The sequence below is a fragment of the Bradyrhizobium sp. AZCC 1588 genome, from assembly GCF_036924735.1.
Classification (GTDB): domain Bacteria; phylum Pseudomonadota; class Alphaproteobacteria; order Rhizobiales; family Xanthobacteraceae; genus Bradyrhizobium.
Map to the genome: position 1 here is coordinate 2,401,480 of NZ_JAZHSC010000001.1, position 19,692 is coordinate 2,421,171.

Below are 19,692 nucleotides of genomic sequence, written 5' to 3' on the forward strand. Positions count from 1 at the left end.
ACATAAGCGCATGCCGCGGTTGCACTCAAGAGTTAATTGATTGATTGACTAAATCCCGCAGCCCCCCTTAAATCCGGCCCATCTTTCCAAGCCACAAACAACATTCAGGGAGAACAGACATGGCCGAGGCCTATATCGTCGCCGCCGCACGCACTGCCGGCGGCCGCAAGGGCGGACGTCTCGCAGGCTGGCACCCGGCCGATCTCGCCGCTTCCGTGCTCAATTCGCTGGTCGACCGCACCGGTGTCGACCCGGCCCAGATCGAGGACGTGATCATGGGCTGCGTGATGCAGGCCGGCGAGCAATCCAACAACGTCGCGCGCAACGCGGTGATGGCCTCGAAGCTGCCCGAGAGCGTGCCCGCCACCTCGGTCGACCGGCAGTGCGGCTCCTCGCAGCAGGCGCTGCACTTTGCGGCGCAGGCGGTGATGGCCGGCTCGATGGACATCGTGATCGCCGCCGGCGTGGAATCGATGACGCGGGTGCCGATGGGGCTTGCTTCGTCGCTGCCGGCCAAGAACGGTTTTGGTCATTACAAGAGCCCGGGCATCGAGGCGAAATATCCGAACATCGTGTTCAGCCAGTTCACCGGCGCGGAAATGATGGCGGAGAAGTATGGGCTCTCCAAGGACCAGCTCGACGAATACTCCTACAACAGTCATCAGCGCGCGATTGCCGCGACGCAAGCCGGCAAGTTTAGGGATGAAATCGTTCCGCTGCAGATCACCCGCGCCGACAACTCGACTGACACCCACCATATCGACGAAGGCATCCGCTTCGACGCCAGCCTCGACGGCATCAGGGGCGTCAAGCTGATCGCCGAGAACGGTAAGCACACCGCCGCCAGCGCCAGCCAGATTTGCGACGGCGCCTCCGGCGTGCTGGTGGTCAACGAGAAGGGCCTGAAGTCGCTCGGCGTAAAGCCGTTGGCGCGCATCCATCACATGACCATGATGGGCGGCGATCCCGTGATCATGCTGGATGCGCCGCTGCACGCCACCAAGCGGGCGCTGGAAAAGGCCGGCATGTCGATCAACGACATCGACCTGTTCGAGGTCAACGAAGCCTTCGCGGCGGTGCCGGTGGCGTGGCTGAAGACGACGGGCGCCGATCCCGAACGGCTCAACGTCAATGGCGGCGCGATCGCGCTCGGCCATCCGCTCGGCGGCTCCGGCACCAAGCTGATGACCACGCTGGTCAATGCGCTGAAACAGAACAACAAGCGCTACGGCCTGCAGACCATGTGCGAAGGCGGCGGCATGGCGAACGTGACGATTGTGGAAAGGCTTTAAGAAAGCGGCGATAGGACCGTTAGAAGCGTCCGCACAATAGGTGTCGTCCCGGCCTTGAGCCGGGACCCATAACCACAGGTGTTTGTGGTTATGCTGAGCTGGAGCTCCAGCTCCCTTCAACAAATCAAAACTGTGGTCATGGGTCCCTGCGTTCGCAAGGACGACGCATCACCCGAGGAAACGTTTGTGTCCCATCCCTCCATCCACGCCCGCAACACGCCGAACAAGATCGCCTACCAGATGGCCGGGACCGGCAAGGCGATCACTTATCGCGAGCTTGACGAGCTATCGAACCAGGGCGCGCAACTGTTCCGCAAGCTCGGGCTGAGGGCCGGCGACCACATCGCGTTCCTGATGGAAAACCGCCTGGCGTTCATGGAAATCTGCTGGGCCGCGCAGCGTTCCGGGCTCTATTATACCGCGATCAGCCGCTACCTCACCGAGGAGGAGATCGCCTATATCGTGAAGGATTGCGGCGCCAAGGTTCTTATCACCACGCCGCAATGCGCCGACAAAGCCAAAGGCTTGATCAAGGGCGAGCCGGGCGAACCGCTGTTCTTCATGGTCGACGAGCCCGCGCCGGGATTCCGCTCCTGGGACAAGGAAGCGATCGCGATGCCGGTGACGCCGATTGCGGATGAGGTCGCCGGCTACGACATGCTGTATTCGTCCGGCACCACCGGCCGGCCCAAGGGCATCAAGAAGGAGTTCGAGGGCAAGGCGATCGACGTGCCAAACCCGCTGTTGAAAATTCTCTGCGCCGACATGTGCGGCATGTCGTCCGACAGCATCTATCTATCGCCGGCGCCGCTCTATCACGCAGCTCCCTTGCGCTTCAACATGATGGCAATCACGCTCGGCGGCACCTCCATCATCATGGAGCATTTCGACGCCGAGGAATTTCTGAAACTCGTCGAAAAATACAAGGTCACGCAGTCGCAGCTCGTGCCGACCATGTTCGTGCGCATGCTGAAGCTGCCGGACGAGGTGCGCGCGGCTTACGACGTCTCGACGCTGAAAGGCGCGATCCACGCCGCGGCCCCCTGCCCGGTCGACGTGAAAGCGAAGATGATCGAGTGGTGGGGACCGATCCTGATCGAATATTACGCCGGCTCCGAAGGCAACGGCGTCACCGTCTCGACTTCGCAGCAATGGCTGACCCATCGCGGCACCGTCGGCCGCGCCGTGGTCGGCAAGGTGAAAATCCTCGACGAGAACGACCAGGAGAGACCGACCGGCGAAATCGGCACGGTCTATTTCGCCGACGCGCCTGTCTTCACCTATCACAACGATCCCGAGAAGACCAAGAAGGCCTACAACGCCAAGGGCTGGTCGACGCTCGGCGACGTCGGCTATCTAGACGCCGAAGGCTATCTCTATCTCACCGACCGCAAGAGCTACATGATCATCTCCGGTGGGGTGAACATCTACCCGCAGGAGACCGAGGATGTGCTGATCACGCATCCTGCCGTCTCCGACGTTGCCGTGTTCGGCGTGCCGAACGAGGAAATGGGCGAAGAGGTCAAGGCCGTGGTGCAGCCGCACGACATGGCAAAAGCCGGCAAGGATCTCGAGGCCGAATTGATCGTGTTCTGCCGAAAACATCTGTCGCCAATAAAGTGCCCGAAGAGCATCGATTTCGAAGCCGAGCTGCCGCGCACGCCGACGGGGAAACTGGTGAAGCGCCACCTGCGCGACCGGTACTGGCCGAAAGCGGCGACGAAGGGGTAGCGCTCGCTTACCCTCCCCTGGAGGGGGAGGGTCGGCTCACAGCGAGCGAAGCGAGATGTGAGGCGGGGTAGGGTGATCTCTCAACACGGGCAGCGCCCGATACGAAAGACTGTCACCCCACCTCGGTTCGCATTTTATGCGAACCGATCCTCCCCCTCCAGGCAGGGCTATCGCATGTGGCCGAGGAGTTCGAAGAGGAAGGCATCGTTCCATCCGGCGCGCTTGAGCTTACCGCGCAAGGAGACCGATGTATCTGGATGGGCCCTGGCGACGTTGAGGGCCGTGCGCCTGAGTACGGCCAGATTGACCGGTCCGTTGTCCTTGCGATTGCGGGCAAGGTCCTCGTCGAGGGTAACGTCGAGCGGCCAGTGAAGGCCGTTTTCGATGGACCAATGGGCGCGGACGATGCGCAAAACTTCTTTTCGGCTGTAGAGACGGCTCATCAGGAAGTAGCGCTCGACCGTGTCGTCCTGGCCACGCTTGCTGGTGATGCGAGCGACAGCTTTGAGGCCGGGGAAGTTGTGTTTCTTGGCCATGCCGGGAACCGGCGCAACCAGCGCGACGCGCTTCTCGTTGCGCCCGTGCTGCGCATCGGTAGTGGTGAGCGATGTCTTGCCCGCGCGTTTGACGGCGCGGATTGCGGCTTTGGCATCCTCCAACAGAGCAGGCTGGTTTGCCTTCACCGCCAGCACATAGTCGCCGCCCCGCTCCACGATCTGCTTGGCCATCGCACGGTGGCAATGCAGGGCGTCGGCCGTGACCACGCAGCCCTTGAGCTGCAGAAGTTCAAGCAACTGCAAGGCGCCATCGGCTTCGTTGTTGTTCGGTGCCAGCACGTTGGCGAGCGCCATGCGCGTCTGCTCCGCCCAGGCCGTTACCATGACCGGCGGCATGTGGCTCTTGCCGCGCTCATAGCCGCGCCGCAAGGCTTTGCCGTCGAGCGCAATCACCCCGCGCGGCCGCTTGATCTTCGCACCTTGAGCAAAGGCCTTCATGAACTTCTGAAACGCGGTTTCAAATGCCTTCGGATCGAGCATCCGGAACACCCGACTGAAGGTGTCGTGGCTCGGCAGGCCGTGCTCGAGCACCAGCACATCCCGCCAAAGATAGGCCTTCATCCGGGCAAACAGCGCCATGTCGGTGCAACTCGTTGCCCCACACAATGTCGCCATCAGCGCGATGAACAAGATCTCCGTCAGGTCATGCAGCGCGTTGTCGGCCCGCGGGTCCGGGAGATCGTCAAAGCACTCGGCAAATCGATTCATGGGCCGCTCCATCCGAATCTGGAGCAACCTTCAGAATCATTTTCTTCTCACTTTGCAACAGGTTGCAATATCCAACATGCGATTCCCCTGCCCCTCCAGGGGAGGATATGACAACATCGCGAACGGAGCCGTCATGCCCGGGCTTGTCCCAGGCATCCACGCCTTTACAATCTCGCAGCAGAGAAACGTGTGCACCCGGGCCGAGCCGGCCATGACGATGGATACGTAATGCCCACCCTCCCCGACATCCCACTGCCCTCCTCCATCCGCTCCCGCACCGTCGACAACATCAACGGCCTCCGCATGCACGTGCTGGAAGCCGGCTTCGAAACGCCCGGCCGTCCGTGCCTCCTGCTCCTGCACGGCTTTCCCGAACTCGCCTATTCCTGGCGCAAGGTGATGCCGGTTCTCGCCGGCGCCGGCTACCACGTGATCGCGCCGGACCAGCGCGGCTATGGCCGCACCAGCGGATGGGACCCGGAATACGACGGTGATCTCGCCTCGTTCCGCCTCACCAATCTGGTGCGCGACGCGCTCGGGCTGGTGTCGGCGTTCGGCTACGCAAGCGTCGATGCCGTGATCGGGCATGATTTCGGCTCGTCGGTCGCGGCCTGGTGCGCGCTGATACGGCCCGACGTGTTTCGCTCGGTCGTCATGATGAGCGCTCCGTTCGGCGGGCCTCCATCGCTGCCGTTCAACACGGTGCACGAGCCCGCCAAGCCGGTCGATGATCCCATTCACCGCCAGCTCGCCGCGCTGCCGCGCCCCCGAAAACATTACCAATGGTATTACTCGACGCGCGAAGCGAACAACGACATGCACCGCGCGCCGCAGGGCGTGCATGATTTCCTTCGCGCCTACTATCACCACAAGAGCGCGGACTGGAAAGCCAACCAGCCCTACCCGCTGAAATCCTGGAGCGCGGAAGAGATCGCAAAGCTGCCGACTTACTATGTGATGGACCTCGCCAGGGACATGGCGGCCACTGTTGCCGAGGAAATGCCGTCGGCCGCTGAAATCGCCGCCAACAAATGGCTGCCCGACAATGAGCTCGCCTTCTACAGCGCCGAGTACGAGCGCAACGGATTCCAGGGCGGGCTGCAATGGTATCGCTGCGGCACCTCCGCCGCTTTTGTGCCGGAATTGCAGACATGGTCCGGCCGCACCATCGACGTGCCGTCCGCTTTCATCTCGGGCAAGCAGGACTGGGGCACCTATCAGCGCCCCGGCGTCTATGAGGCGATGCAGTCGAAAGCCTGCACCAACATGATCGGCTGCCATCTTGTCGACGGCGCCGGCCACTGGGTGCAGCAGGAGCAGCCTGGCGAAGTGAGCCGGCTGCTGATGCAATTCCTGCAAGAAGCAAAGGACGACGCAAGGACAAAGGCGAGCCGGTAGCGTACCGGCAAGAGAGGACCACCGCTGTACAGCTATTGCTCTTGCCGCGCGCGCCCAAACTGAGCATCATCCGCGCCGTACTCGGAAACAGAGCGGAGCGTACGCCTTGGCCAAATCGCAATGGAGTTTCAAGACCGCCGTTGAATTGTCCGCGGCGCTTGCCGCGAAAAAGGTCTCGGCCGTCGAACTGGCCGAGGACGCAATCGGCCGGATCGAGCGGCACGATGCGAAGATCAACGCGATTTGCGTGCGCGATTTCGAGCGTGGCCTTGCGGCCGCCCGCGCCGCCGACGCCGAACTGGCGCGCGGCGTGAAGAAGCCGCTGCTCGGCCTCCCGCTGACCGTGAAGGAGTCCTACAATATCGCGGGGCTGCCGACGACCTGGGGCCTTCCGACGCAGAAGGATTTCACGCCGACGGAAGACGCGCTGTCGATTTCGCGCGTCAAGGACGCCGGCGGCGTCATCCTCGGCAAGACCAATGTCCCGTTCGGGCTCGGCGACTGGCAGAGCTACAACGAAGTCTACGGCACCACCAACAACCCGTTCGATCTCGGCCGGACGCCAGGCGGCTCGTCCGGCGGCTCCTCGGCCGCGCTCGCGGCGGGTTATGGCCCGCTATCGCTGGGCTCAGACATCGGCGGTTCGCTGCGCGTGCCGGCGTTCCATTGCGGCGTCTACGCGCACAAACCGACGTTTGCTCTGGTGCCTGGGCGCGGCCACACGCCGCCGCCGTTCCAGCCGCTGCCGATCGACCGCGATCTTGCCGTGATCGGCCCGATGGCACGCAGCGCCGCCGATCTCTCGCTGCTGCTCGACACCATCGCCGGTCCCGATCCGCTCGAGGCCGGCAAGGGTTACAAACTCGCCCTGCCGCCGCCGCGCCACGGCGATCTGAAGGACTTTCGCGTGCTGGTTGTCGATACCGACCCGGTCATGCCGACCGACGAGGTGGTGCGTGGCACGATCCACAAGCTCGCCTCCAACCTCGAAAAGGCCGGCACCAGGGTGGATCGCAACAGCCCGTTGCTGCCGAACTTTGCGGAGACATCCCGGCTCTACATGCGGATGCTGATGTCGTTCCTCGCCGCCTCCTTCCCGCCGGAAGTCTATGCCGGCGCAGAGGCCGCCGCCGCCGCGCTACCGCAGAGCGATGTAAGCCTCGCTGCCGAACGCCTGCGGGGCATGGCGCAAAGCCATCGTAACTGGTTGATGGACGACGTTGCGCGCGCACGCCTGCGAGCGCAATGGCGCGAACTGTTCAAGACCTATGATGCTGTGATCTGTCCGATCATGCCGACGCCCGCCTATCCGCACGACCATTCCGATGACCAGGAAAAACGCCGCATCAAGATCGACGGCAAGGAGCACGTCTATCCAGATCAGCTTTCGTGGCCGGGCATCGCCACCTTGCCCGGTCTGCCCTCCACCGCGATCCCGACCGGCTTTTCGCCGGACGGATTGCCGGTCGGCGTGCAGATCGTCGGGCCGTGGCTGGAGGATCGCACGACCCTGAGACTGGCCGAGCTGATCGAGCGCGAATTCGGCGGCTTCAAGCCGCCGCCGATGTTTGATGATTGAAGATCCCTCGTGCCGGGGAGTTGCGCGCAAGCGCATCTCCTCGCCGGGAGGTGAAGCGGTATCGTTGAAAGCGCCATGCGGACTTTCATTCGAAGCGTCATCGCCGTCGTCGCCGGCTTCCTGCTGATGTGGCCGCTTGGCTATGCCTATGCCGCGCTCGGCTGGCCAACGTTCCACTTGTGGGGGCTGATGCATGGCACCTTTGTCGCTGCCTGGCCTACCCTGTCGATCCTGGTATTCCTGGCACTGGGGTATCTGCCGCTTTTCTCGCGCATCGACGACGCAGCGCTTCTGATCGCCGGCCTTGTTTGGGGTCTGTTGCTGGCCACTGCTTTCAACATCCGCCACGCTCTCGGCTTTGAGATTGCCTATGGCCTGTTCAGCGCCACGGCGGTTATCGTTGCAGTACTATGCATCTTTGCCAAGCACCGGCTCCGTTTGGCGCTGCTCGTGGTATCGCCGCTTGTTTTCCTGAACTTGGATCTTCTGCTGGTGCCGCCGGCGCTTGAACAACTCGTGTCTCGAGCCATCTTTGATCTCAAGCAGCTCTTGCCGCCCGTCGCCTTCTCGCTCGCGGGTTACGTGCTTGGCTCGCTCGCCCGTGCCGTGATCAAACGCTCGCCGAGAACAGCGTGATAGCCGCTCTGCAGTGACGAACAAGAACCGGAGGAATCATGAACAACGACCTCGCCGAGCTGACAGAGCTCAACCGCGACTATGTCGCGTCCGTGCAGAATTCCGACATCAAGCGCTTTGACGAAATCCTCGCAGCCGATTTCTGCTGCTCCAATCCCGACAAGTCGCTGGTCGATCGCGCCACGTTCCTGCAACAGACCGCAAAGCCTGTCGCGATCAAGAATCTGCGCGCGGAAGACGTGAAGATCCGAATCCTCGGCGATTTCGCCATCATCCACGCAGCGACGAGCTACACCACGCCGGACGGCCAGCAGGCTCATGGGCGTTATACCGATTGCTGGGCGAAGCAGAATGGCAAGTGGCTTGCAGTGTCGGCGCATGTGTCGCGGTGAACCAACGCCGTCATTCCGGGGCAGCCCGCCAGGGCTGAACCCGAAATCTCGAGATCCCGGGTTCGATGCTTCGCATCGCCCCGGGATGACGACGTTGTCGTCAGCTATCAAACACGATCACGCTGCGTAGCGTCTTGCCGGCTTTCATGTTGGCGAAACCTTCGTTGATTTCGGAGAGTTTCAGCTTGGCCGAGATCCAGTCCTCCAGATGCAGCTTGCCGCGCATGTAGAACTCGACCAGGCGGGGCATGTCGACGCGGAAATGGTTGGAGCCCATCGACGATCCCTGAATCCGGCGCTCGCGCAGGAAATCGAAGCCGTGTAGCTCGATCTTCTGGCCGAACGGGATCATGCCGACGATGGTCGCGGTGCCGCCGGCCGCCAGCATCGCGAATGACTGCTCGGCGGTTTCCTTGCGGCCCAGCACCTCGAAGGAGTGATGAACGCCACCATTGGTGAGCTCACGCACCTGCTGCACCACATCGCCGCGGGAGGGATCGACGATGTCGGTGGCACCAAGTTTTGTAGCCAACTGCAGCTTGGCCGGATTGGTGTCGATCGCGATAATGCGGCCGGCACCGGCGATCGCGGCACCATTGATCGCGGCCATGCCGACGCCGCCGCAGCCGATCACGGCCACTGTTTCGCCGGCCTGCACTTTTGCGGTGTTCACGACCGCGCCATAGCCGGTGATGACGCCGCAGCCGATCAAGGCCGCGAGCTCCAGCGGCATGTCCTTGCGGATTTTGACGATGGCGTTTTCGTGCACCAGCATCTGCTCGGCAAAGGACGACAGATTGAGGAACTGATGAAGCTTCTCCTCACGCGCCCAGGACAGCCGGTTTGACTGACCGGGCAGCATCTTCACGGTCGTGTCGGTGCAGAGCACGGTGCGGCCGGTGGTACAGTTGTCGCAGGTGCCGCAGAACACCGAAAGACAGGTCACGACGTGATCGCCGGGTTTTACATAGGTGACGTCGGAGCCGACCTTTTCGACCACGCCGGCGGATTCATGACCAAGCACAGCAGGCAATGGATGGGGATAGAGCCCTTCCATGAAGTGCAGGTCGGAATGACACAAACCGGCGACGCGCGTGCGGATCAGGACTTCGCGCGGGCCGGGATTCGGCACGCTGACCTCTTCGATCACCAGCGGCTGGTTGACTTCATGCAGGACGGCGGCCTTCATCGGTGCTTCCCCTTTAATGCTGTTATTTTTTGAACCAGTACTGGCTGCAGCCTACGCTGCGACAAGCAATTCGCCAACCTCGGCCATACCGACGCTGCGTTCGCCGAGCAGATGACCTGATATCGCGCGCTGGGTGGCATTTTCCGCAAGCCGGAACGGGTCGCTCGGCGCGACGCGATGGTCGACCACCATCCGCGACAGCAACAGCCGCCTGGCGTCGCCGCGCATCTCGTGAATCCGCCCGCCCTCCCACGCCAGCGCAACGGCGCTGGCGACATGGTAGAGCACGCTGGTGGCGCGCCGTGCATCGCCCTCATTGTCGGCGCGGCTGGCTACCTCGCGGGCAAAGCCGACCGCGCGGTCGGTCAGCTCACGCAGCCGGTTGCGCCAGGCCTGCGGCACGTTGGCGCTGTCGTCGAGGCGGGCGTGCAGATCGGCCGCGAGCGCGGTGTCGGCGCCGTGGCGGCCGACCGCGCGGGTCAACGCATCGATCGCGACGATGTTGCCGGTGCCTTCCCAGATCGAGCCGAGATGGGCGTCGCGCAGCAGCCGCGCGGTGGCAAACTCCTCGATGTAGCCGATGCCGCCGCGCATCTCCAGCGCATCGCCGCAAACCTTGCGTGCATCGCGCGTGGCGCGGAATTTCAGCGTCGGCGTCAGGATGCGCAGCAGCGCAGCAGCATCCTGGCTGCCGGCTTCCGCGCGATCGAGCGCGTCGGCCGTGAGAAAACTCACCGACAGCGCCTGCTCGGTCGGCAACATGATCTTCATCAACTGCCGCTGAGCCAGCGGCAGGTCGATGATCCTCTGGCCGAACACCACGCGATTTCTCGCGACCGTCATCGCGTCATGGTGCGCACGCCGCATCAGCGCGGTGGACTTGACGCCGTTGGAGAGCCTGGACGAATTCACCATCTCGGCCATCTGCACGAAGCCGCGGTCGAGCTTGCCGACGGCGTAGGCAATCGCGCCCTCGAACTTGATTTCACCCGACGCCATCGAACGGGTGCCGAGCTTGTCTTTCAAGCGGACGATCCGGTAGTGATTCTGCGAGCCGTCGTCGAGATATCGCGGCATCAGGAACAGGCCGACGCCGCGCGTGCCGGGCCCCGCTCCTTCCGGCCGCGCCAGCAGCATCACCACCTTGGCATCGGCATTGGAGCAGAACCATTTCTCGCCATAGAGCCGCCAGTGATCGCCCTCCTGCACGGCCCGCGTCGTCAGCGTGCCGACGTCGGAGCCGCCTTCCTTCTCGGTCATGAACTGGCCACCCTGAGTAAGCTTGCTCATGTCGGTCTGGGTCAGGCCGTCGAGATATTTTGCCTTCAACGCGTCGCTGCCGAAATTGTTGAGCAGTTTCGCGCAACCATCCGTGACGTTGATCGGACAGCCCATACCGAATTCGGTCTGGTTGAACAGGAAGGTGAAGGCGTGCTTGGCGACGACGGGGTATTTATCCGGCCAGCCCATGATGCCCTTGCGGATCGACATCGCGTGAATGCCGAACTCGCCGAACGCGGCTTTTTCCAGCTCGCGATAGGCCGGGTGATATTCGATATACTGGATATCGCGGCCAAACTTGTCGCGCTGGTGCAGCACCGGTGTGTGCCGGTCAGCAAGCCGTGCGCATTCGTCGAGATAGCCGCCGGCCAATTCGCCGAGCCGGTCGAGATGCGGCTCGATATGGCGAAACAGCGCGTCGGGCAGATGCAGGCGAAGCAGATCCGTCAACGCCGGATCGGCGCGGTAGAAATTCATCCCCGTCGTATCAGGTGCTAGCAATCCCGGCTGATTGGCTGACGCGGCTGCACGGTCTTGCATGAGTGGATGCATTTTTAGCCCTTGTTCGTTCCGCCCGATATTGGTCAACTATCGATAACGCGGGCGGACGTCCCGTCAACAAGCATAATTGGAGGGCCCCCATGGCGGCCGATTGCCAGGCGGCATCGGGTTCCTAGATTTACCTAATCCCCACCATCCGAGGACTGCGCCCATGGAATTGCCAAAATACAAGATTGCCCTGATTGTTGGTGTCGGCGAGGGATTGAGCGCATCGCTGGCGCGACTGTTCGCGCGCGAAGGCATCAAGGTTGCGCTTGCCGCGCGCAAGATCGAGAAGCTTGGCGCGCTCTGCACGGAGACCGGCGCCCGCGCCTTTGCCTGCAACGCTACCGAGGCGGAGGAAGTCGAACGTCTCTTTGGTATGGTCGAACGCGAGATCGGCACGCCCGATCTCGTCGTCTATAACGCCAGCGGCCGCGCACGCGGCGCCTTCACCGACCTGGTTCCTGCCGAAGTTGCGAATGCGATCGCAGTCTCCGCCTTTGGCGGCTTTCTGGTGGCCCAGCAGGCGGCGACACGCATGCTGCCGAACAAGCACGGCGCGATCCTGTTCACCGGTGCCTCCGCCAGTGTGAAGGGCTATCCGCAGTCGGCGCCGTTCGCGATGGGCAAGTTTGCGCTGCGTGGGCTGGCCCAAAGCATGGCGCGCGAATTGTCTCCGCAAGGCATCCATGTCGCGCATTTCGTCATCGATGGCGGCATCCGCAGCGCTGCGCGTACGGAGCCTGCCGATCGGCCGGACTCGATGCTCGATCCCGACGCGATTGCGCTGAGCTACTGGAACGTGCTGCAGCAACCGCGCAGCGCCTGGACGTGGGAAGTGGAGCTGCGGCCCTGGGTGGAGAAGTTTTGAGACGGCCACCGCCGTCATTCCGGGGCGCGAAGCGAACCATGGGGCGCCCTTGCGCCCCTGAGAATCTCGAGATTCCGGGTCTGGTCCTTCGGACCATCCCGGAATGACGGCGCCAAATAGACAGAGGGGAAACCATGACCACCGAAACCAAAATCGACACCGGCACCGACGAACTGCTCTGCGTGATCCGCGACCGCGTCGCCACCATTACGCTGAACCGCCCCGAAGCGCGCAACGCGTTCTCGGATACGCTGACGCCGGCGCTTCGCAGCATGATCAAGAGCTGCGGCGAGAACCCCGAGATCGGCGCGCTCCTGCTCACCGGCGCGGGCACCGCGTTTTGCGCCGGCGGCAACGTCAAGGGCATGGGCGCGCATCGCGATAAGAAGAAGCTAGAGATGTCCTACGACGAGAAGGTCGCCGACCTGCAGGAGCGGCAGCGCCTGCTTACCGGCGCGCTGGCCTCGGTGCGCAAGCCGACGATTGCGGCGCTGCCCGGTCCCGCGGTCGGCGCTGGCCTCGCGCTCGCGCTGGCCTGCGATATCAGACTAGCGGCGCAATCCGCCTTCATCTCCACCGGCTATGTCCGCGTCGCGCTCTCCGGCGACTACGGTATCGCCTGGCTGCTGACGCGGCTGGTCGGCACCTCGCGGGCGCGCGAACTGATGTTTACCGGCGACAAGGTCGATGCCACAAGATGCGAGGCGATCGGCCTCGTCAACCGCGTGGTGCCCGACGACAGACTGCAGACTGAGGCCTTCGCGCTTGCCAAATCCATGGCCGAAGGCCCGACGCTGGCATTGCGCTACATCAAGGACAATCTCGACGAAGCGCTGCAGTTTGACTTTGCCACCGCGCGCGACCACGAGGCCGAGCGCCTCGTCCGCCTGACCACGACCGCCGACCACAAGGAAGCGGTGCAAGCCTTCATCGACAAGCGCAAGCCGGTGTTCAGGGGAAGCTGAGTTCCTTTTCCGCGGGTAGCGGAAAATGGCCCGGTTCTGGCGAGGCCAGAACCGGGCTCAGTGGTCAAACCGCAAGCGAGGACATTGCGCTGGGAGAGACGGCGGCGAGCCGCCAACTGGCGCATGGGATTTCCTGCGGTTCGACGTGGATCTCTTTCTGGAAGCGCGTCAGCTTCCAGTCGCCGGGCGTATTGGTAAAGCCGTAGCCGGACTTGCGGGCGAGCGCGATCATGGCATCGTTGGAACGCAGCGTGTCGCCGAAGATGCGCTCGGCGCCGAACGCGGCCGCGCGGCATTCGAGGTTTTTCAACAGCGCCCTGCCGATGCCATGGCCCTGCCAGCGGTCGTCGATCGACAGGCCGAACTCGATTGCAGCAGTCTCGCTGTCGAAGGCATAGCGCGCTTCGCCGACGATGGTCTCGCGGCCGTCGACCGGCATGGTCGCGACCACACTAAACCGATCCGCTTCGCCGACATGGATGAAGCGCTCGAGTTCGGACGGCGGCAGTTCGCTGGCCGCGCCGAGGAAGCGGTTGTAGCGGGAGCGCGTCGAGAGCGCGCGGAAATAATTCTGCAGCGCCTCGGCGTCGCGCGGCTCGACGAAGCGCACGGTCACGGCCTGGCCATGCCGCGAAAGCAGCACATCCGAATACTGCCTGAGATCGTCGAAACGCAGCCTGGTCATCTCGCGCTCCCGTCGGTCCTCAATGAAAATGGCCGGCGCCCCCCAGACGAGGCGGCGCCGGCCGGCTGCTACTTAAGCCCGCCAGAACGGTTTCTCGGCCTCGTAGGCGACGTCGCTCCAGGAGACGCCGATGTCGTGCAGCTCCCGCTCGGACCACTTGGCCAGCTCGCGGCGGGACTGGTAGCGCTGCCGCCAGACATGGAGGGTCTCGGCCAATTGGCTCAAAATCCCCGGTCCATGATGATTTATCATCGATTCATGCGTGTAAATGGACATTTTCGGCTCCTGTAGTAATCTGTTGGCGCTAATATCTGCGCTCCCGGGGCCGTTCACAAACGACACTTTGTACCGTTTCGGATGATATAAACTCATGCATTAGGGAGAATCGGGAATGACCGGCAGACTGCCGTCGCTGAATGGCCTGCGCGCCTTCGAGGCAGCCGCCCGGCATCTGAGCTTCACGCAAGCCGCCTCCGAGCTGAACGTCACGCAGACCGCGATCAGTCACCAGATCAAGCGGCTGGAGGAAGAGCTCGGCGTTCGCCTCTTTGTCCGCCAGAACCGCTCGCTGACGCTGACGGCGGAAGCGCAGGACTACCTTCCCGGCATCCGCGCCGCCTTCAACGATCTCCGGCTCGCGACCGACCGCCTGCTGCGGAAAGACGACGACCATGTGCTGACGGTGTCGACGCTGGCCTCGCTGGCCGCCAAATGGCTGCTGCCGCGCCTCACGGCTTTTCAGGAAGCGCAACCGGGGATCGACGTTCGCATCACGACCTCGATCAACCTCGTCGACTTCCAGCGCGACAAGGTCGACGCCGCGATCCGCTACGGCCGCGGCCAATGGCCTGGCGTTCGCGCCGACTGGCTGATGGCGGACGAACTTTTTCCGGTGTGCAGTCCGGCGCTGCTCAAGGGGAACAAGCCGCTGAAATGCCCCGAAGACCTCCGGGATCACGTGCTGCTGCATACCAGCAACGCGAATAGCGACGACTGGCGGCTGTGGCTGACGGCGGCAGGGCTGCCGGCTGATTTTTCCAAACAGCCCGGCGTGACCTTCGACATGATCTTCATGACGGTGCAGGCCGCGATCGACGGCCTCGGCGTTGCGATGGGACGCACCGCCTATGTGCAGGAAGACATCGCCAAGGGACGTTTGGTCGTTCCCTTCAAGATGGCTTTCCCAGTCGATGCCGGATTCTATCTGGTCTCGCCGGCGGGTAGAGCCGATCCGCCAAAGCTCGCGGCATTCCGGCAATGGCTGCTCGCCTCCGTTCAGAACCGTCCCTGAGCTTGCGGATATTCCGTATAGCCAAGTGCATGCGACATCGTCGCATGCGGCCATGCTGATTACTGATGCAGGCGCACGAGAGGCGTGACGCGGCCGTTGCATCAGGCTAGAAAATCGCGGGGCGGATGGATTTGCCTGGCCGAGCGCCGGTTTGATTTTTGAGGCCAACAACGACAACAAGAGCGCATGGCCGATTTGACAGTCAAGTTCGATGTGCTGGTGATCGGCGGCGGCAACGCCGCACTCTGCGCCGCCATCAGCGCCCGGCGCGCCGGTGCTTCCGTGCTGGTGCTGGAAGGCGCTCCGAAATTTTATCGCGGCGGCAACACCCGCCACACCCGCAACATGCGCTGCGCGCACGATGCCGCGACCGACATTCTCACCGGGCCGTACACGGAAGAGGAGTTCTGGGACGATCTATTGCGGCTGACCGGCGGTCAGACCGACGAGGAACTGGCGAAATTCATGATCAGGGAGTCCAAGGACATTCTGAACTGGATCGTCGAACAGGGCGTGCGCTGGCAACCCTCGCTCGGCGGCACGCTGAGCCTCGGTCGCACCAACTCGTTTTTCCTCGGCGGCGGGCGGGCGATGCTGAACGCGCTCTATCTCACCGCGGAAAAGCTCGGCGTCGAAATCGTCTACGATGCCGAGGTGATCGACCTCGATATCGAACACGGCATGTTCCTGTCCGCCAAGCTGAAGCAGCCGATCGACGGCACGAGCGAAATCTGCGCTGCCGCACTGGTCGCCGCCGCCGGCGGCTTTGAAGCCAATATCGAATGGCTGAAGGAATATTGGGGCGATGCGGCGAATAATTTCCTGATCCGCGGCACGCCCTATAACCGCGGCTCGATCCTGAAAATGCTGCTCGACAAGGGCGTGCAGGACATCGGCGATCCCACGCAATGCCATGCGGTCGCGATCGACGCTCGCGCGCCGAAGTTCGACGGCGGCATCATCACCCGCCACGACTCCGTCGTGTTCGGCATCGTCGTCAACAAGCACGCGCAGCGCTTCTACGACGAGGGCGAGGATATCTGGCCGAAGCGTTACGCGATCTGGGGGCGGCTGGTGGCCGCGCAACCGGACCAGATCGCCTACATCATCTTCGATGCCTCCGTTCGCAACAGTTTTATGCCGACGCTGTTTCCGCCGATCGAGGGCGGGAGTATTGCCGAGTTGGCCGCCAAGCTCGCGCTTGATCCGGCGGCGCTGGAGAAGACCATCGCCGAATTCAACGCCGCGGTTAAGCCGGGCACGTTCGATCACACCATCCTCGACGATTGCCGCACTGAAGGCATCACGCCGCCGAAGACCCATTGGGCGCGCCGGATCGAGACGCCGCCTTACCTCGCCTATCCGGTGCGGCCCGGCATCACCTTCACCTATCTCGGCACCCGCGTGAACAGGCAGGCGCGCATGGTGATGAAGGACGGCAAGCCTTCGGCCAACATGTTCGCGGCCGGCGAGATCATGGCCGGCAATGTACTCGGCAAGGGCTATGCGGCCGGTATCGGGATGACCATCGGCAGCGTGTTCGGTCGGGTCGCGGGACGGGAAGCGGCGAAGAATGCGAAGAATTAGATACGCGCTCGGTTCACCTCGCCCCGCCCTTTGCGGGGAGAGGGAGAGAACAACGAAGGGAGGACTTGTGATGCGGCTTGCGATCACTACTGCTGCAGTCGTTCTGATGAACGCGACGCTGGCCCACGCCGCCGAGCCGATCGCGCTACGCGACATGGGCTCGTTCCATGTCGGCGGCCGGCTGGTCGAAATTTCCGGCAAGCCGGTGAAGGAAGTGACCTTCACCCCCGGCGGTGTGCCGGCAAAAGTCGATCCCAAGCGGCACCTATCAGGTCGAGCAGATGTATGTGCAGTATTTTCTGCCCGCGACCGAAAAGGGCGCCTATCCACTTCTGATGTGGCATGGCGGCGGGCTCACCGGCGTCACTTACGAGACGACGCCCGACGGACGCGAGGGCTGGCTGAACTATTTTCTGCGCAAGGGCTGGGCCGTCTACAATTCCGACGCGGTCGAGCGCGGCCGCGCTGGCTGGGCGCAGTATCCAGATATCTTCAAGAGCGAGCCGGTATTCCTCACGACAGCCAATCCGTTCGAGCGGTTTCGGATCGGCGACGGCGTCGGCTCCTATAATCCCGATCCGGCCAAACGGAAGCTGATGCCCGGCAGCCAGTTTCCGAACGAAGGCTACGAGAATTTCGTCAAGCAGAACGTGCCGCGCTGGACCACCACCGATGATGCCATCATCGCCGCCTATATCGCCGAGATCGACCGCGTTGGCCCTTCCATCATCCTGTTCCACAGCCAGGCAGGCAGTTTCGGCTTCAAGGTGGCGCAGGCGCGACCCGACAAGGTCAAGGCGCTGATTGCGATCGAGCCGGCCGGCGTCGGCGATCCCGCCAAGGTCGACGCGCTGAAGAACATTCCGACGCTGATCGTCTATGGCGACTACATCGAGAAGGATTCGCGCTGGCCGAAGATTCGCGCCAACGGCCTTGCGTTTGCGGACGCGATCAAGGCGGTGGGGGGCAGCGTCGATGTCGTCGACCTGCCGCAAGTCGGCATCAAGGGCAATTCGCACATGGTGATGATGGACAAGAACAACGCCGAGGTCGCCGCCCTGATCCAGAAGTGGCTGGAGGGCAAGGGGCTAACGAAATAGCCCGGTTGGCCGCGAGGGCAGGAAGCAGCGCATCATGCACGGGACGAAGATTCTACAGGAAGCCGACCGCCTGATGACGGTCTGCAATTCCTGCCGCTATTGCGAGGGCCTCTGCGCGGTGTTTCCGGCGATGGAAATGCGCCGCGCCTTTTCCGACGGCGATCTCAATTATCTCGCCAATCTCTGCCACGCCTGCGGCGCCTGCTACACCGATTGCCAGTTCTCGCCGCCGCATGAATTCAACGTCAATGTGCCGAGGACGCTCGCGGTGGCGCGCGCGGAATCTTATGCGGCCTATGCATGGCCACGCGCCTTCGCGGGCACGTTCGCGCGCAACGGACTTGTCATCAGCCTCGTTGCCGCGTTCAGCGTCGCCGCATTCATTTTTGGCTTTGCTGCGATGAACGATCGACAAATTCTGTTCGGCATCCATACCGGGCCGGGCGCGTTCTACAAATTGATGCCGCATAATGCGATGGCAGCCCTGTTCGGCGCGGCGTTCCTTTACGCTATCGCGGCGCTGGCGATGGGCGTGCGCGCCTTCTGGCGCGACATCGGCGAACCCATCGGCATGAAGACCGATGCACGCGCGCTGTTGCAGGCCATCCGCGACGCCGGCGAACTACGCTATCTCGACGGCGGCGGCGTCGGCTGCTTCAACGAGGACGACCGCCCGACCGACCGCCGCCGGCTCTATCATCACCTCACCTTCTACGGCTTTGCGCTGTGCTTTGCCTCGACCTGCGTCGCAACGCTCTATCACTATCTGCTGGCGCGCGAGGCGCCGTATGCATGGTGGGATCTACCCGTGGTGCTCGGCACGCTGGGCGGCATCGGGCTGTTGATCGGGCCGATAGGTTTGCTCGCTGAACGATGGAAGCGCGATTCCATCCTGGTCGATGAAGCGCGTTACGGCATGGATGTCGCGTTCATCGCGATGCTGTTCCTGACGAGTCTCACGGGCATGGCGCTGCTGATCTTGCGCGAGACGGCAGCGATGGGACCGCTGCTGGCGCTGCATCTCGGCGTGGTGTTTTCGCTGTTCGTCACCATGCCCTATGGCAAATTCGTGCACGGCATCTATCGCTTCGCCGCCCTGGTGCGCTATGCAATGGAGCGAAGAGCGATGGCGCAGGGGACGGCGGAGTAAGGCCGCCCGTCTTTCCACGTCATTGTGAGCGCCACTCACAGATCGTCGTCCCCCGCGACCTTTCCGCCTTCGCTCGTTGAGCTTCGGCGGACAGGTCGCGGGTGACGACGGCCCGGAATGCCGGAGATCGTTCACGATCAGGTTATCCGAGTGACCCACATCACGAACTCTTCCGAACCGGCTTTCATCTCGCGCCGTCGAACTCCTGTGCGAGCCATTCCGGCTTCGCCAACAGGAATGGAGAGTACAGATGTCGATGAAGTTAATATTGTCTGCGGCTGCTTTGGTCGCGGTCGGCGCGACCAGCGCCATGGCCGCTCCCGCATTCGTGGCGTCGCCATACTGCGATCAGGCGGTATCACGGCAGGCTTGCGGAGATCACATGAACTATGTGGCGCAGCTTCGCACCCGCGGCGACACTTCGCTGAGCTACATGAAGAATCTCGATCCGCGCGAAAACGCGTCGATGCGTGACGCCGGCGGCGGTGGAGGCGGTGGCGGTGGTGGTGGCGGCGGCCGATAACCAACATTGAAGTCGCAGAACCGTAGGGTGAGCAAAGCGACCACGTCCACCGGGGCTCCATGAGCGAAGGCGGAAGCGTGCCCACCATCTCTCCATGCAGCAATCGTGGAGTGGTGGGCACGCTGCGCTTTGCCCACCCTACGGCTGCGGCTTCCACCGACAGATGTTGGGAGCGCGGCGTTCGTTCATCATGATGTCGCAGACGTGATCACTG

The 19,692-nt window shown here is 63.0% G+C and carries 18 protein-coding genes; 13 read left to right on the plus strand and 5 right to left on the minus strand.

All coding sequences use genetic code 11. The features are described from left to right. The first annotated feature begins 119 nt into the window (after positions 1 to 119). Together V1277_RS11265 and V1277_RS11270 are read left to right on the plus strand one after the other, a co-directional pair. A complete protein-coding gene (locus V1277_RS11265) occupies positions 120 to 1,292 on the plus strand; it encodes an acetyl-CoA C-acetyltransferase (RefSeq protein WP_334416206.1) in 1,173 nt (390 codons plus the stop codon). A 186-nt stretch (positions 1,293 to 1,478) separates the two neighbouring features. Continuing rightward, positions 1,479 to 3,023: an acyl-CoA synthetase gene (locus V1277_RS11270; protein WP_334416207.1), complete on the plus strand. Its 1,545-nt coding sequence runs from the start codon at positions 1,479 to 1,481 to the stop codon at positions 3,021 to 3,023. A 167-nt stretch (positions 3,024 to 3,190) separates the two neighbouring features. Here the strand turns inward: V1277_RS11270 and V1277_RS11275 are convergent, their stop codons facing one another. After that, positions 3,191 to 4,288 (minus strand): ISAs1 family transposase, encoded by a 1,098-nt coding sequence (locus V1277_RS11275; RefSeq protein ID WP_334416208.1) that lies wholly within the window; start codon positions 4,286 to 4,288, stop codon positions 3,191 to 3,193. Positions 4,289 to 4,516: 228 nt separating this feature from the next. On the opposite strand from V1277_RS11275, the gene V1277_RS11280 reads away from it, so the two are divergent. The 4 genes from V1277_RS11280 (at position 4,517) to V1277_RS11295 (ending at position 8,293) form a co-directional block, all read left to right on the plus strand. Next, complete coding sequence (locus V1277_RS11280) at positions 4,517 to 5,686, plus strand: alpha/beta hydrolase (RefSeq protein ID WP_334416209.1); 1,170 nt, start codon at positions 4,517 to 4,519, stop codon at positions 5,684 to 5,686. Between the two features lie 106 nt (positions 5,687 to 5,792). Continuing rightward, positions 5,793 to 7,265: an amidase gene (locus V1277_RS11285; RefSeq protein WP_334416210.1), complete on the plus strand. Its 1,473-nt coding sequence runs from the start codon at positions 5,793 to 5,795 to the stop codon at positions 7,263 to 7,265. Between the two features lie 126 nt (positions 7,266 to 7,391). Then, positions 7,392 to 7,901, plus strand: coding sequence for a hypothetical protein (locus V1277_RS11290; protein WP_334416211.1), 510 nt, complete (start codon positions 7,392 to 7,394; stop codon positions 7,899 to 7,901). Between the two features lie 38 nt (positions 7,902 to 7,939). Next, the gene (locus tag V1277_RS11295; protein ID WP_334416212.1) at positions 7,940 to 8,293 is read left to right on the plus strand and encodes a nuclear transport factor 2 family protein; all 354 of its coding nucleotides are present in this window, start codon (positions 7,940 to 7,942) and stop codon (positions 8,291 to 8,293) included. Between the two features lie 100 nt (positions 8,294 to 8,393). Here V1277_RS11295 and V1277_RS11300 read toward each other — a convergent pair whose 3' ends face one another. Together V1277_RS11300 and V1277_RS11305 are read right to left on the minus strand one after the other, a co-directional pair. After that, positions 8,394 to 9,482, minus strand: coding sequence for a Zn-dependent alcohol dehydrogenase (locus tag V1277_RS11300; RefSeq protein ID WP_028351752.1), 1,089 nt, complete (start codon positions 9,480 to 9,482; stop codon positions 8,394 to 8,396). Positions 9,483 to 9,533: 51 nt separating this feature from the next. Beyond that, positions 9,534 to 11,315 (minus strand): acyl-CoA dehydrogenase family protein, encoded by a 1,782-nt coding sequence (locus tag V1277_RS11305; RefSeq protein ID WP_334416213.1) that lies wholly within the window; start codon positions 11,313 to 11,315, stop codon positions 9,534 to 9,536. 160 nt (positions 11,316 to 11,475) lie between these two features. Between V1277_RS11305 and V1277_RS11310 the strand changes: the two genes are divergently transcribed. Both V1277_RS11310 and V1277_RS11315 read left to right on the plus strand, forming a co-directional pair. Then, complete coding sequence (locus V1277_RS11310) at positions 11,476 to 12,177, plus strand: SDR family NAD(P)-dependent oxidoreductase (protein ID WP_065747561.1); 702 nt, start codon at positions 11,476 to 11,478, stop codon at positions 12,175 to 12,177. Positions 12,178 to 12,311: 134 nt separating this feature from the next. Continuing rightward, positions 12,312 to 13,142: an enoyl-CoA hydratase gene (locus V1277_RS11315; RefSeq protein ID WP_334416215.1), complete on the plus strand. Its 831-nt coding sequence runs from the start codon at positions 12,312 to 12,314 to the stop codon at positions 13,140 to 13,142. A 64-nt stretch (positions 13,143 to 13,206) separates the two neighbouring features. Here V1277_RS11315 and V1277_RS11320 read toward each other — a convergent pair whose 3' ends face one another. Together V1277_RS11320 and V1277_RS11325 are read right to left on the minus strand one after the other, a co-directional pair. Beyond that, complete coding sequence (locus V1277_RS11320; RefSeq protein WP_334416216.1) at positions 13,207 to 13,827, minus strand: GNAT family N-acetyltransferase; 621 nt, start codon at positions 13,825 to 13,827, stop codon at positions 13,207 to 13,209. A gap of 72 nt (positions 13,828 to 13,899) precedes the next feature. Further along, on the minus strand, positions 13,900 to 14,103 hold the full coding sequence (locus V1277_RS11325) for a DUF1127 domain-containing protein (RefSeq protein WP_334416217.1): 204 nt from the start codon (positions 14,101 to 14,103) through the stop codon (positions 13,900 to 13,902). 115 nt (positions 14,104 to 14,218) lie between these two features. Here V1277_RS11325 and V1277_RS11330 point away from each other — a divergent pair, with 115 nt between their 5' ends. The 5 genes from V1277_RS11330 to V1277_RS11350 all read left to right on the plus strand — a co-directional run bounded on the left by V1277_RS11330 (position 14,219) and on the right by V1277_RS11350 (position 19,478). Continuing rightward, on the plus strand, positions 14,219 to 15,118 hold the full coding sequence (locus V1277_RS11330) for a transcriptional regulator GcvA (protein WP_334372466.1): 900 nt from the start codon (positions 14,219 to 14,221) through the stop codon (positions 15,116 to 15,118). A 195-nt stretch (positions 15,119 to 15,313) separates the two neighbouring features. Next, positions 15,314 to 16,705, plus strand: a complete 1,392-nt coding sequence (gene tcuA, locus V1277_RS11335; RefSeq protein ID WP_334420338.1) for an FAD-dependent tricarballylate dehydrogenase TcuA — start codon at positions 15,314 to 15,316, stop codon at positions 16,703 to 16,705. Positions 16,706 to 16,992: 287 nt separating this feature from the next. Beyond that, the gene (locus tag V1277_RS11340; RefSeq protein WP_334416218.1) at positions 16,993 to 17,805 is read left to right on the plus strand and encodes an esterase; all 813 of its coding nucleotides are present in this window, start codon (positions 16,993 to 16,995) and stop codon (positions 17,803 to 17,805) included. 34 nt (positions 17,806 to 17,839) lie between these two features. Continuing rightward, positions 17,840 to 18,955 (plus strand): tricarballylate utilization 4Fe-4S protein TcuB, encoded by a 1,116-nt coding sequence (tcuB, locus tag V1277_RS11345; RefSeq protein ID WP_334416219.1) that lies wholly within the window; start codon positions 17,840 to 17,842, stop codon positions 18,953 to 18,955. Positions 18,956 to 19,205: 250 nt separating this feature from the next. Beyond that, positions 19,206 to 19,478, plus strand: coding sequence for a hypothetical protein (locus V1277_RS11350; protein ID WP_334416220.1), 273 nt, complete (start codon positions 19,206 to 19,208; stop codon positions 19,476 to 19,478). Positions 19,479 to 19,692 lie beyond the last annotated feature (214 nt).

Coding starts and splice junctions, on each gene's coding strand:
- V1277_RS11265 (WP_334416206.1), top strand. CDS start 120: ATGGCCGAGGCCTATATCGTCGCCGCCGCACGCACTGCCGGCGGCCGC.
- V1277_RS11275 (WP_334416208.1), bottom strand. CDS start 4,288: ATGAATCGATTTGCCGAGTGCTTTGACGATCTCCCGGACCCGCGGGCC.
- V1277_RS11280 (WP_334416209.1), top strand. CDS start 4,517: ATGCCCACCCTCCCCGACATCCCACTGCCCTCCTCCATCCGCTCCCGC.
- V1277_RS11290 (WP_334416211.1), top strand. CDS start 7,392: ATGTGGCCGCTTGGCTATGCCTATGCCGCGCTCGGCTGGCCAACGTTC.
- V1277_RS11295 (WP_334416212.1), top strand. CDS start 7,940: ATGAACAACGACCTCGCCGAGCTGACAGAGCTCAACCGCGACTATGTC.
- V1277_RS11300 (WP_028351752.1), bottom strand. CDS start 9,482: ATGAAGGCCGCCGTCCTGCATGAAGTCAACCAGCCGCTGGTGATCGAA.
- V1277_RS11305 (WP_334416213.1), bottom strand. CDS start 11,315: ATGCATCCACTCATGCAAGACCGTGCAGCCGCGTCAGCCAATCAGCCG.
- V1277_RS11310 (WP_065747561.1), top strand. CDS start 11,476: ATGGAATTGCCAAAATACAAGATTGCCCTGATTGTTGGTGTCGGCGAG.
- V1277_RS11315 (WP_334416215.1), top strand. CDS start 12,312: ATGACCACCGAAACCAAAATCGACACCGGCACCGACGAACTGCTCTGC.
- V1277_RS11320 (WP_334416216.1), bottom strand. CDS start 13,827: ATGACCAGGCTGCGTTTCGACGATCTCAGGCAGTATTCGGATGTGCTG.
- V1277_RS11325 (WP_334416217.1), bottom strand. CDS start 14,103: ATGTCCATTTACACGCATGAATCGATGATAAATCATCATGGACCGGGG.
- V1277_RS11330 (WP_334372466.1), top strand. CDS start 14,219: ATGACCGGCAGACTGCCGTCGCTGAATGGCCTGCGCGCCTTCGAGGCA.
- tcuB (WP_334416219.1), top strand. CDS start 17,840: ATGCACGGGACGAAGATTCTACAGGAAGCCGACCGCCTGATGACGGTC.
- V1277_RS11350 (WP_334416220.1), top strand. CDS start 19,206: ATGTCGATGAAGTTAATATTGTCTGCGGCTGCTTTGGTCGCGGTCGGC.